This window comes from Sporosarcina ureae, from assembly GCF_002101375.1.
Classification (GTDB): Bacteria; Bacillota; Bacilli; order Bacillales_A; family Planococcaceae; genus Sporosarcina; species Sporosarcina ureae_B.
In genome coordinates this window covers 665,813-678,361 of sequence record NZ_CP015207.1, presented here as the reverse complement: position 1 = coordinate 678,361, position 12,549 = coordinate 665,813, and the positions used below count along the sequence as shown (strand labels likewise).

Genomic DNA, 12,549 nt, shown 5'->3' with positions numbered 1-12,549 from the left:
GTCTTTTTTGGAGGTCACTATATGAAATGGTTAGTAGCATTATTTATTATTGTACCGACAACTGAGCTGGCTTTATTAATGGTTTCAGGCAAAACACTCGGTATCCTGCCTACGATTTTGATTATTGTCGTAACGGGAGTTGGTGGCGCTTATCTAGCGAAGAAACAAGGGCTTCGTGCATGGCGCGATTTACAAGTCCGTATGGCCAATAGAGAAACTCCAGGTAAAGCATTAGTAGACAGTGTGTGTATTTTACTAGGTGGTTTATTATTGCTAATACCTGGTTTTATTACGGACATTATTGGATTCGTATTATTGTTCAGTGGCCCGCGCAAAATACTGTACCCATTTATCGTCAAGTGGATCTACAATAAAATACGCAACGGTCAAATCCGTGTTATGTAAATGTAGGATGTTCTTTAACTTTCAACGCGATAAATAAGAAGAATGGTAAAAACATGATGCCGTATAATCCGAATAAATAAACAGCACAAGCGGTAATGACAAATGAATGGACAGTGCGTAATTTAAATGCATGTGCCCAAAGAATGGATTCAATCATTTGCCTACACACTAATAAAATGATGTATAGAACTAATAAGCCAATAGCCGAATGCATGTCATCAATATAGAAGGAAAAGGCAATCATCGGTAAAAACACCAGACCGATCCCTAGGAATGGAATGCTATCGACCAATGAAATCAGAAATGCTTTAGTTAAGAAGGACTCGAAATCCAACAGCCAAAAACCGGCGGCCATTAGAATAAACGTCATGAAAAATAATCGGATCTGAACGGAAAAGAAATGTCCCATCAAACGGCTTGACCTATCGAAAATCCTACGTGCTACCTGTCTGAAGTTTTTAGGAAAGTACACTAAAAACCAAAAACGATTGGTAGCACTTTCTCGTAATGCGAAGAAGTACGCGATAATAAATAAAAAAGTACTAAAAATCTGCTGGAACATTCTTTGTAGTAAACTAATGATTCCTTCCATCGCTTCATGACTTAATTGGATAAATTGTTCTGCCGCCGCGTGTAGGTTCCATCCTTGACTATCCATCATTTCGATAATTACCCCTAATTGATCTTCCATCGTCCAAATGACAGAAATCAATCCATTGATTGATAGGAATAGGAAGGTGTATACTAAAGAGGCAAGCACCCCCATTATGAGTAAAGCAGCTAAAAAAGCCGGCAGTTTTGTAAGGGCAATTAAAGAATTCATGAGCGGAGCAGTGAAGAAAGCGAAAACTATCGCAAATCCTACGGGTGGAATCACGATGAGAGAAATGACGATTAATACAGCCGGTAACCATTGACGGACATAGGTTTGGAAACGCTTGGAGTCGACGGAAATCATGCGGATTTGTCCATTCCTTTCGGGTAATAATAAATAAAAAACATCTTAACCATTCACAAAACCGTTAAAGTTGCTTATAATGGTCTTTGTAAGCGTTTTAGATAAAAATATAATTTAGCAGATGGTCATCGTTCTGCACTCCGCTTCAGGAGATGACCAAACTGGGAAGAAGGAGCGAATATCATGACAGCAACAAAAGGTTTGGAAGGTATCGTGGCAGCACAAACTCAAATCAGTTCCATTATCGATGACACTCTTACATACGTAGGATATGGCATTGATGATTTAGCAGAAAATGCTAGTTTTGAAGAAGTAGTTTATTTACTTTGGCACAAACGTTTGCCAAACGAAAAGGAACTAGCTGAATTGAAACAGCAGTTAGAAGATAACGCAGAAGTTCCACAAGGGGTTCTAGATCACTTCAAAACGTATCCAATCGACAAAGTGCATCCAATGGCAGCACTTCGTACAGCCGTCTCACTTCTAGGATTATACGATGAAAAAGCGGAAGATATGTCACCAGAAGAAAACTACAGTAAAGCAGTTAAGCTTCAGGCTAAAGTTGCAACGGTAGTTACTGCATTCGCACGTATCAGAAAAGGACAAGAGCCAGTAGCACCTAAAAAAGGTTTAAGCTATGCGGCAAACTTCCTTTACATGCTTTCTGGGGAAGAGCCTGCTGATATCGCTGAAGAAGCATTCAATAAAGCACTTGTACTACATGCAGACCACGAACTGAACGCATCAACGTTCACAGCGCGCGTATGTGTAGCTACTCTATCTGATATGTATTCCGGCGTTACTGCTGCAATCGGGGCTCTTAAAGGTCCATTACATGGCGGTGCAAACGAAGCGGTTATGAATATGCTAATGGAAATCGGCGATGAAGATAAGGTCGAGCCATATATTCGTGAAAAGCTAGCTAACAAAGAAAAAATCATGGGCTTCGGACACCGTGTATACCGCCAAGGTGATCCACGTGCGAAGCATTTACGTGAAATGTCTAAGCGATTGACTACTCTTCGCGGTGAGGAAAAGTGGTACAATATGTCAGAAAAAATCGAAGCAATTGTCACTGGAGAAAAGAAATTGCCTCCAAATGTTGATTTCTACTCGGCTTCGGTATATCATTCATTAGACATCGATCATGATATTTTCACACCTATTTTTGCTGTTTCTCGTTTTTCAGGATGGATTGCACATATCCTGGAGCAATACGAAAACAACCGCTTGATCCGCCCACGTGCAGAGTACGTTGGACCAGGCATGCAAAAGTATGTTCCAATCAATGAACGATAAAAAATAGTAAATTCGTGGGGCGGTATCTCGTATACCGGCCCACTGATTTTGAACTCAGGAGGATATCAATAATGGCTAACGAAGGAAAGATTACAGTAACTAACGGTGTTTTAAACGTCCCAGATCACGCAACGATTCCTTTCATTATAGGTGACGGCACAGGTCCGGATATTTGGCATGCAGCTTCACGTGTTATCGAAGCAGCTGTTGAAAAAGCTTATGACGGAAAAAAGAAGATTAATTGGTTAGAAGTTCTTGCAGGAGAAAAGGCATTCAACGAAACTGGTGACTGGCTTCCAAAAGAAACTCTTGACACAATTAAAGAATATCTAATTGCGATTAAAGGACCACTTACTACACCAATCGGTGGAGGATTCCGTTCATTGAACGTAGCACTACGTCAAGAACTTGATCTATACACTTGCTTGCGTCCGGTTCGTTATTTCCAAGGAGTACCATCACCCGTGAAACGTCCTGAGGATTGTGACATGGTTATTTTCCGTGAAAACACAGAGGACATCTATGCAGGTATTGAGTACCAAGAAGGTTCTGACGAAGTGAAAAAATTAATTAACTTCCTTCAAACCGAGTTAGGTGTTAAAAATATTCGTTTCCCTGAAACTTCCGGACTTGGTATCAAACCAATTTCTGAAGAAGGTACAAAGCGTCTTGTTCGTTCAGCATTGAACTATACGATTGAAGAAGGTCGTAAATCTTTGACGATTGTACACAAAGGAAACATCATGAAGTTCACAGAAGGCGCATTCGCGAACTGGGCATACGAGTTGGCTGAAGAAGAATTCGGCGACAAAGTATTCACATGGAGAGAATATGACCGTATTAAAGACGCTGACGGAACAGATGCTGCTAATAAAGCACAATCTGATGCAGAAGCTGCAGGCAAAATCATCGTAAAAGATGCAATTGCTGATATCTTCTTGCAACAAATCCTAACACGTCCAAAAGAGTTTGACGTAGTAGCTACAATGAACTTGAACGGTGACTACGTTTCTGACGCGCTTGCTGCACAAGTAGGCGGAATCGGAATCGCACCAGGAGCGAACATTAACTACGAGTCTGGACATGCGATCTTTGAAGCAACTCATGGTACAGCACCGAAATATGCAGGATTGGATAAAGTTAACCCTTCATCTGTATTGCTTTCAGGTGTTATGATGCTTCAACATATTGGTTGGAACGAGGCGGCTGATCTAATCACTGCTTCTATCGAAAAGTCTATCGCATCTAAAGTAGTGACATACGACTTCGCACGTCTAATGGACAATGCAGAAGAAGTAAGCACTTCTGGATTTGCTGACGCACTAATCAAAAACCTATAAGCATGACAAAAGAGGGGGATGAGAATCCCCCTCTTTCTACTATCTTGTTCTGAAAAAGGAGAGTTTTACATGTCATTGAAGCGTAAAAAAGTATCGGTTATCGGATCTGGTTTTACTGGAGCAACAACTGCATTCCTTTTAGCTCAAAAAGAATTATGTGATGTCGTCATCGTGGATATTCCAGCAATGGAAAATCCAACGAAAGGCAAAGCATTGGACATGTTGGAAGCTGGTCCGGTTCAAGGGTTTGATGCCAACATCATCGGTACATCTAATTACGAGGATACAAAAGATTCGGATGTAGTGGTCATTACTGCGGGTATTGCGCGTAAACCTGGAATGAGCCGTGACGACTTAGTACAGACAAATCAAAAAGTCATGAAATCAGTAACAGCTGAAATTGTAAAGTATTCTCCTGATACGAAGATTATCGTTCTAACGAATCCAGTGGATGCCATGACGTATACTGTATACAAAGCATCCGGATTCCCTAAAGAACGTGTAATCGGTCAATCGGGTGTACTGGATACAGCTCGTTTCCGGACGTTTGTCGCACAAGAATTGAATCTATCAGTTAAAGATGTAACCGGATTCGTTTTAGGTGGCCATGGAGACGATATGGTGCCTCTAGTTCGTTATTCGACTGCTGGCGGTGTACCTCTAGAAAACTTGATCTCTACAGGTCGTCTGGAAGAAATTGTAGAACGTACACGTAAAGGTGGCGCTGAAATCGTCAATCTATTAGGCAATGGTTCCGCATATTATGCGCCGGCTGCTGCATTGGTGGAAATGACAGAAGCGATTTTGAAAGACCAAAAACGTGTATTACCATCTATTGCATTTCTAGAAGGCGAATACGGAATGAATGGTATTTATTTAGGTGTTCCTACGGTGTTAGGCGCGGACGGTATTGAAAAGATCATAGAACTTGAATTAACTGACGATGAGAAAATGGCGCTTCAAAAGTCCGCTGATTCTGTACGTACAGTCATGAGTGTTCTAGCGTAAAATTATAGGTGGAAGATCGGACAGCTATCTAGCGGTCCGATCTTTTTTCTTGTTAACTCGATTTTTCATGGGTGGATTGTTATAATTTAATTATTGAAGTAATTTTCAGCTTTTTTATGGATGACTTTAGAAATATAGGAGGGGTTTGTTTGTTGAAAAGTAGACGGAAATTGATAGGGAAAGATATAACAGAGTTAGAAATAGGCGAGAGGTTACACTTGACCGAGAAAATAGAAGATAAAGATTTGATGCTATACCTAGGATTGACGAACGATGCCAATCCGTTATATTTACAACATGATTATGCAGCGGAGACGATATACGGACAGCCGATCGTTCCACCCATTATGTTGACGGGTATCGTGACAGCCGCCATTTCGAAACATATGCCGGGACCAGGAGCACATATAATCAATCAACAACTACATTTTCCTAAACCGGTCTATCATTACTCGATAGTTGAATTCGTTCTGGAAGTTACAAAACTTGAAGTGCAGTCAAACCAAGTAACCATCCAAGTAGATGCAACCGATCAAGAAGGCGAGCGAATTATGAGTGGAGAAGTAGTGGTCATCGCTCCACAAAAGCTTCCTGCCAAACTCATGCAAACAAAGGAATCCGCGGATGGGAATTAAACAGCAAAAGATTTTGATTGTGGAAGATGAACAGTCAATACAAAAACTACTTGAATTCACATTGCAACAAGCGGGTTATATAACCGTACTCGCGAATGATGGAGAAGAAGCCGTGGAAAAAGTATTAGATGAACACCCTGATTTGATTCTTCTAGATTTAATGTTGCCTAAAATAGACGGAATAGAAGTTTGCCGTATGCTGAGAAAAGAGAATATTGAAACGCCGATCATCATGTTGACTGCTAAAGGAGAAGAGATGGATAAAATCGTAGGGCTAGAAATGGGTGCCGATGATTATATGACCAAGCCTTTTAGTCCTCGTGAAGTGGCGGCAAGAGTTCGTGCAGTTCTTAGGCGTACAGGTGAGCGCAATCCTATGAAGGAAAAGAAATTGGTTGCAGGGCAGCTGACAGTGTATCCGGAACGCTTGGAAGTGTATTTGGATGAAAAGCCGCTAGAATTCACACCGAAAGAATTTGAGTTGCTTGTTTATTTCATGAAGCATCCGAATCGGGTGTTCTCTCGAGATCAGTTGTTACAAGCGGTCTGGAATTACGAGTTTGCGGGAGATTCTAGAATTGTGGATGTACATGTTAGCCATCTGCGCGATAAAATCGAAGAAAATACGAGGAAACCGCGCTATATTAAAACGATGAGAGGCGTCGGTTACAAGTTCGGGGAGCAAAACTAGATGAAGTATTATTACACAAGAATTTTAACTGCATCAGCCATCATTTTATCCATTTTATTAATTGTGCTAGGAATTATCTTAGGACAATTTTTTCATTTGTTTGGAGAAAATGTGGACGCGACTATACAACAAACCTATTGGGTCTACTTACTGTTTACACTCGTTTTAGTATTTGTTATTACGATGTTTGTTATGGCAAAAATCCTTCAGCAATATGTCCGGCCAATTGATCACTTTACAGGTGTTATCCATCAATTAGCGCAAGGCAATTATTTGGTACGAGCGCATAATGAAGACACTGCGACCAATCACCAACTGATGAGTTCCATCAATGAAGTCGCGCAGAAATTACAAGGAAACGCTGCACTACGCGCAATGGAACAAGAGCGTTTAAATACATTAGTCAGTAGCATTGGTAGCAGTCTATTGATGTTTGGTAGACAAGGGGCAGTCAACTTAGTCAACCGTGTGTTTGAAGAAACATTCCATCGCAATGGTGAAGAGTTAATGGGAAAAACATTTAAAGATATTGGTTTGCCATCAGATATTGAAAGAGAAATAGAAACGATATTTTTAACGGAGGAAGTACGTTCATTTCAATCCAAAGTTTTACTTAAAGAAGGCGTTTGTTATTTAGAAGTATACGGAGCACCTGTCATCGGTGAAAATGGTAACTGGCTTGGAATCGTTATTATCATGCATGACGTGACAGAGCTGGTTCGTCTAGAGCAAGTACGTAAAGATTTCGTGGCGAATGTGTCCCATGAATTAAAAACACCTGTTACGTCGATTAAAGGTTTTTCAGAAATGTTGCTTGACGGTGTAGTGGAAGATCCTGTGATGAAGCGAGATTTCCTAGAGATTATGTATAAAGAAAGTAATCGTCTGCAATTATTGATTGAAGATTTATTGCGATTGTCCAGCATGGAGCGTGGCAGTTTTGAAATTACACGAACCCCTGTTGATGTGGTAGAAGTAGTGGAGCAATCCGTCAAAATCGTTCAAGCAAAAGTGCAGGAAAAAGATATGCGAATTGATTTGCATATGCCAGACCAATTAATCATCCCTGCAGATCATGATCGTTTAGTGCAAGTCATGGTGAACTTATTGAATAATGCCATCGCTTACTCGCAAGAGAAAACGATTGTAACAGTTTCTGTAGAAGAAATAGAAGAAAATGTGTTAATCACAGTCCGCGATCAAGGGATTGGCATCATGCCTTCAGAACTGCCGCGTCTATTTGAACGTTTTTACCGCGTAGATCGTGCGAGAAGCAGGGAATCAGGTGGTACAGGACTTGGTCTTGCGATTGTGAAACACATCGCTGAAGCGCATCAAGGGACTGTCACAGTGGACAGTGAAGTGGGTGTCGGCACTGTTTTCCGTGTTCAACTACCTACCGATGAACAAATGTAGTATAGAAAAATGAAACTTACTCGACTACTGTTCCGTACAGTAGTCATACATAGAAAAGGGGGAACAGAAATGAGCACAAAAAGAATTCTGGTGACTCTAGGTTTGTTTATCACCGGCTTATTACTTTTATTGATCGTCTTTACTACGTGGTACACAGTAGACGAATCTGAACAAGCTGTTGTCATTTCATTCGGTCAAGCTGGCGCACCTGTGACGGAATCAGGTCTACATTTTAAATTACCTTGGCCGATTCAGAAGACAGAAATCGTATCAAAGGAAACATACAGTATTCATTTCGGTTACAAGCAAGACAAGTCAGGTGAAATCGTGGATAAGGAAACGAAGATGATTACAGGGGATGAATACATCGTTCTGACCGATCTGACAGTGCAGTGGCGGATTGTGGATCCGAAGAAGTATCTATTCAATGCAGAAGACCCTATTGAAATCTTGAGGGATGCGGCATCTGCCTCTATTCGTTCAGTCATCGGTAGTTCCACAATCGATGCGGCACTAACGGATGGAAAAGCGGAAATCGAAGCAAAGACCCGTGAACTATTAACTAGTTTAGTAGAAAAATATGATATTGGTATAGCAGTACAAGGTGTGAAGTTGCAAGACGTGGAATTACCAAACGCAGAAGTCCGTGCAGCATTTACTGCTGTAACAGATGCGCGTGAAACGAAAAACACGAAAATTAACGAAGCGAAAAAGTACGAAAACCAAAGGACGAAAGAAGCGATTGGTGAACGTGACGCAATCAAATCCCAAGCGCAAGGAAAAAAGACGGCACGTATCGAACAAGCGCGTGGTGACGTAGCAGTATTCAGTGATTTGTATAATGAATATGCAAAAAGTAAAGATATCACTCGCGAGCGCTTGATCATTGAGACACTAGAGCAAGTGTTACCTAAAGCAAATCTTTATATCATGAACGACAGCGGAGAAACGATGAAGTATTTACCGCTCCAACAGCTGCAAAAAGATCAGCCGCCAGTAACGGAAGAAAAGGATAAGTCAGCTGAAAAAGGAGGGAAAGCTTCATGAGTAACGAACAAAACCCTTTCAAGAAGATAGAAGAGGCCCTCAAGAAGATGGGGGAAACCGATCAAAAAAGAACTGCACAGAAATCGGCACCGGAATCAGATCCTAAAGTGACGCAGATGCGACCGAAAAAAGCGTTAGATATGAAAAAGTACACAAAACTCATTATCTCGCTAACAGTAGTTTTTGCGATTCTTGTCATTCTGTTATCCAACTTATTTATCGTCAAAGAAAATGAGTACCGAGTCGTCCGTCAGTTCGGTGAGATTACACGAATTATCGAAAAGCCTGGAATGAATATGAAAATACCATTCATTCAAAGTGTCAGTACGTTGCCGAAAAATCGAATGACGTCTAACGTGTCAGAAGCGGAAATCAATACAAAAGACAAGAAACGGATCATCATTGATAACTATGCAATATGGCATATTACAGATCCCGCCAAAATGATTTCCAACGCGCGTAATATTGTCAATGCGGAAGCTAGAATGGAAGAATTCATTTATTCTGTAGTCCGTAATGAAATGGGACGTCTCGATTACGTCAATGTTGTCAATGATGAAGATTCTTCTCGCGGAAGCTTGAATGATGATGTGACGGCCAAAGTCAATAAGTTTTTGGACGATGGGAATTATGGTATCAAAGTGGTAGATGTCCGGATGAAACGTATTGATTTACCTGAAGAAAACGAACAATCTATTTACACACGAATGATTTCAGAGCGTGATTCGACTGCACAATCGTATCTTTCAGAGGGTGATGCAGCGAAGCAGAAGATTGAAGCGGAAACAGATCGTGAAGTTCAGGAAATGTTAGCAAAAGCGAAAAAAGAAGCAGCGATCGTCACTGCGCAAGGTGAAGCCGAAGCTGCAAAAATATACAACGATGCATATGCAAAAGATCCTGAATTCTACAAACTGTATAGAACACTTCAGTCCTATACGAAAGTCGTGAATGATGAAACGATGATCATCCTTCCAGCAGATTCTCCATATGCCAAGCTATTAACCGGCAATATCGAGTAATTATAAGTGCGTCATTTTCATTCGAGTTGCCAAACGTGGTAAACTAGATGAAAATGACGTTTTTTTATAGTGACGAACATGAAGGAGTGGGATGGATTTTGACGAAAAAGAAAGTCGTCTTATTGGATGGAAATAGCTTAGCCTATCGTGCATTTTTTGCTTTACCTTTATTAACGAATGAAAAAGGTGTGCATACCAACGCGGTATACGGCTTTACGATGATGTTAGAGACCATCTTAGCGAATGAAAAACCAACGCACGTAATCGTAGCATGGGATGCAGGTAAAACCACATTCCGTCATAGTACGTATACAGAATACAAAGGTGGACGTCAAAAAACACCACCCGAGCTTTCGGAACAGTTCCCGTATATTCGTAAACTAATTGAAGCTTTCGGCATCACGCAGTATGAACTTGATTTATATGAAGCGGATGACATTATCGGAACATTAAGCAGAGAGTGCAGTGATGCAGAAGCGGAAGTCGTTATCATTTCAGGAGATAAAGATTTAACGCAACTGGCGAATGATCAGACGACGGTATGTATAACAAGAAAAGGCATCACCGATCTTGAAAAATACACACCCGCGCATATCGAGGAAAAATATGGACTTGCACCATTGCAGATCATCGACATGAAAGGTTTGATGGGCGATGCGTCCGATAATATTCCAGGCGTACCTGGGATTGGCGAAAAAACTGCCATCAAATTGTTGAAGGAATACGGCTCTGTAGAAAATGTCTATGAATCGATAGAGCAAATCACCGCCAAGAAAATGAAAGAGAACCTCGTGAATAATAAAGACCAAGCATTCATGAGTAAAGAACTCGCGACGATTGAAGTTCACGCACCGATTACGGTGTCATTGGATGATATGGATTTTATCGGACGAAATGAAGAAGAAGTTATACAACTATATAAAGAATTACAATTTAAATCATTGCTTGAAAAGATGGATGTATTGGTCGAGGTTCAACCACTTGAAGAAATCAATGTTCATACCGTGGAAGAAATTACTTCAGAAATGCTGACGGACACGATGTCTTTGCACGTCGAGATCGATGGGGATAATTATTTATCTCAAGATATTTTAGGTATTGGTTTATCGAATGACACCGATACGTATTTCATTTCTACTGAATTAGCGACTTCATCTGATCTCTTTAGAAACTGGATGGCAGACCAGACAACACGTAAATATGTTTCGGATTCTAAATCAGCGTATGCAGCGATTGCACGACTTGGCATGGAACTAAACGGTGCGGAATTCGATCTCATGCTAGCGGCGTACATCGTCAATCCTTCCTTCTCGACAAATGAAGTCTCTGAAATTGCACGGTCATTCGGCTATCATGGTGTAGAAAGTGATGAAGTGGTCTACGGTAAAGGGGCTAAACGAACGGTGCCGCAATTGGAACAACTTGCCAACCATACTGCGAGAAAAGCGCATGCGGTGTGGGAGTTGTATCCAGTCGTCACAAAACAATTAGCGGACAATGAACAGCAAGATTTATTCCATGACCTGGAATTACCGTTAGCGAAGATACTTGGGAAAATGGAAGTAACGGGTGTGAAAACGGACGTAGGTGTGTTGAGAACGATTGGTGAGCAATTATCGGAACGTCTTGCGATAATTGAGAAGACGATTTATGAAATGGCTGGCGAGAAATTCAATATTAATTCGCCTAAACAGCTTGGTGTCATTTTATTTGAAAAAATCGGTTTGACGCCTATCAAGAAAACGAAGACGGGCTACTCGACAGCTGCGGATGTGCTAGAGAAGCTCGAAAGCGAACATGAAATCATTCAACATATTTTACTATACAGACAGCTCGGTAAATTAAACTCAACCTATATTGAAGGGCTGACAAAAGAAATTCATGAAGATGGAAAGATTCACACGAGATTCCAGCAGGCTTTAACACAGACAGGGAGATTGAGCTCGATCAATCCGAACTTGCAAAATATCCCGATTCGGTTGGAAGAAGGGCGCAAAATACGCGCAGCTTTCGTTCCATCTGAAACAGAATGGATTATGTTTGCGGCCGACTATTCACAGATTGAGTTGCGTGTACTTGCACATATTTCGCAAGATGAAAAATTAATTGAAGCATTCCGCCAAGGTGCGGACATTCATACGAAAACGGCAATGGACGTGTTTGGTGTCAAGGAAGAGGACGTTGATAGCAATATGCGACGCGCAGCAAAAGCTGTCAACTTTGGTATCGTCTACGGCATCAGTGATTATGGATTATCACAGAGTTTAAATATTAACCGGAAAGAAGCAGCGACATTCATCGATACGTATTTAGCAAGCTTCCCAGGCGTCAAACAGTATATGGATGACAGTATTACGGATGCCAAGTTAAAAGGCTATGTCACGACACTATTAAAACGTAGACGTTATTTGCCGGATATCACGAGTTCGAATTTCAACTTGCGAGGTTTCGCGGAGCGTACAGCGATGAATACACCGATTCAAGGAACGGCGGCAGACATCATTAAACAAGCGATGATCGATATGGATACCAGACTTGAAAAAGAAAATATGCAAGCGCGTATGTTACTACAAGTGCATGATGAATTGATCTTTGAAGCGCCAATGGAAGAGCTGGAGAAATTAAAAGAAATCGTGCCGGAAGTCATGGAACAAACGATTCAACTCGACGTTCCGTTGAAAGTCGATTGGAATTATGGCAAGTCTTGGTACGAAACAAAGTGAGTGAT

The 12,549-nt window shown here is 41.1% G+C and carries 11 protein-coding genes; 10 read left to right on the top strand and 1 reads right to left on the bottom strand.

Annotation, left to right across the window (positions count from 1 at the left end; translation table 11 throughout):
• Positions 1 to 21: 21 nt before the first annotated feature.
• Positions 22 to 405, top strand: a complete 384-nt coding sequence (locus SporoP8_RS03280) for an FxsA family protein (RefSeq protein ID WP_085131209.1) — start codon at positions 22 to 24, stop codon at positions 403 to 405.
• Here the strand turns inward: SporoP8_RS03280 and SporoP8_RS03275 are convergent.
• Positions 398 to 1,363, bottom strand: a complete 966-nt coding sequence (locus tag SporoP8_RS03275; RefSeq protein WP_085131208.1) for an AI-2E family transporter — start codon at positions 1,361 to 1,363, stop codon at positions 398 to 400. The genes SporoP8_RS03280 and SporoP8_RS03275 overlap by 8 nt on opposite strands.
• 183 nt (positions 1,364 to 1,546) lie before the next feature.
• Between SporoP8_RS03275 and citZ the strand changes: the two genes are divergently transcribed.
• The 9 genes from citZ (at position 1,547) to polA (ending at position 12,544) form a co-directional block, all read left to right on the top strand.
• On the top strand, positions 1,547 to 2,662 hold the full coding sequence (citZ, locus tag SporoP8_RS03270; protein WP_085131207.1) for a citrate synthase: 1,116 nt from the start codon (positions 1,547 to 1,549) through the stop codon (positions 2,660 to 2,662).
• 71 nt (positions 2,663 to 2,733) lie between these two features.
• Positions 2,734 to 4,002: an NADP-dependent isocitrate dehydrogenase gene (gene icd / locus SporoP8_RS03265; protein WP_085131206.1), complete on the top strand. Its 1,269-nt coding sequence runs from the start codon at positions 2,734 to 2,736 to the stop codon at positions 4,000 to 4,002.
• A gap of 69 nt (positions 4,003 to 4,071) precedes the next feature.
• Entirely contained in the window at positions 4,072 to 5,010 is a 939-nt protein-coding gene (mdh, locus tag SporoP8_RS03260; protein WP_085131205.1) for a malate dehydrogenase, read from the top strand.
• A gap of 149 nt (positions 5,011 to 5,159) precedes the next feature.
• Complete coding sequence (locus SporoP8_RS03255; RefSeq protein ID WP_085131204.1) at positions 5,160 to 5,645, top strand: MaoC/PaaZ C-terminal domain-containing protein; 486 nt, start codon at positions 5,160 to 5,162, stop codon at positions 5,643 to 5,645.
• Complete coding sequence (locus tag SporoP8_RS03250; RefSeq protein WP_085131203.1) at positions 5,635 to 6,336, top strand: response regulator transcription factor; 702 nt, start codon at positions 5,635 to 5,637, stop codon at positions 6,334 to 6,336. The genes SporoP8_RS03255 and SporoP8_RS03250 overlap by 11 nt, the downstream gene beginning before the upstream one ends.
• Positions 6,337 to 7,752 carry a two-component system histidine kinase PnpS gene (gene pnpS / locus SporoP8_RS03245; RefSeq protein ID WP_085131202.1) on the top strand — a complete coding sequence of 472 codons (1,416 nt, stop codon included), beginning with the start codon at positions 6,337 to 6,339 and terminating at the stop codon, positions 7,750 to 7,752.
• A gap of 69 nt (positions 7,753 to 7,821) precedes the next feature.
• Entirely contained in the window at positions 7,822 to 8,799 is a 978-nt protein-coding gene (gene hflK, locus SporoP8_RS03240) for an FtsH protease activity modulator HflK (RefSeq protein ID WP_085131201.1), read from the top strand.
• Complete coding sequence (gene hflC / locus SporoP8_RS03235; protein ID WP_085131200.1) at positions 8,796 to 9,821, top strand: protease modulator HflC; 1,026 nt, start codon at positions 8,796 to 8,798, stop codon at positions 9,819 to 9,821. The genes hflK and hflC overlap by 4 nt, the downstream gene beginning before the upstream one ends.
• A gap of 98 nt (positions 9,822 to 9,919) precedes the next feature.
• The gene (polA, locus tag SporoP8_RS03230) at positions 9,920 to 12,544 is read left to right on the top strand and encodes a DNA polymerase I (protein ID WP_085133540.1); all 2,625 of its coding nucleotides are present in this window, start codon (positions 9,920 to 9,922) and stop codon (positions 12,542 to 12,544) included.
• The last annotated feature ends 5 nt before the right edge of the window (positions 12,545 to 12,549 follow it).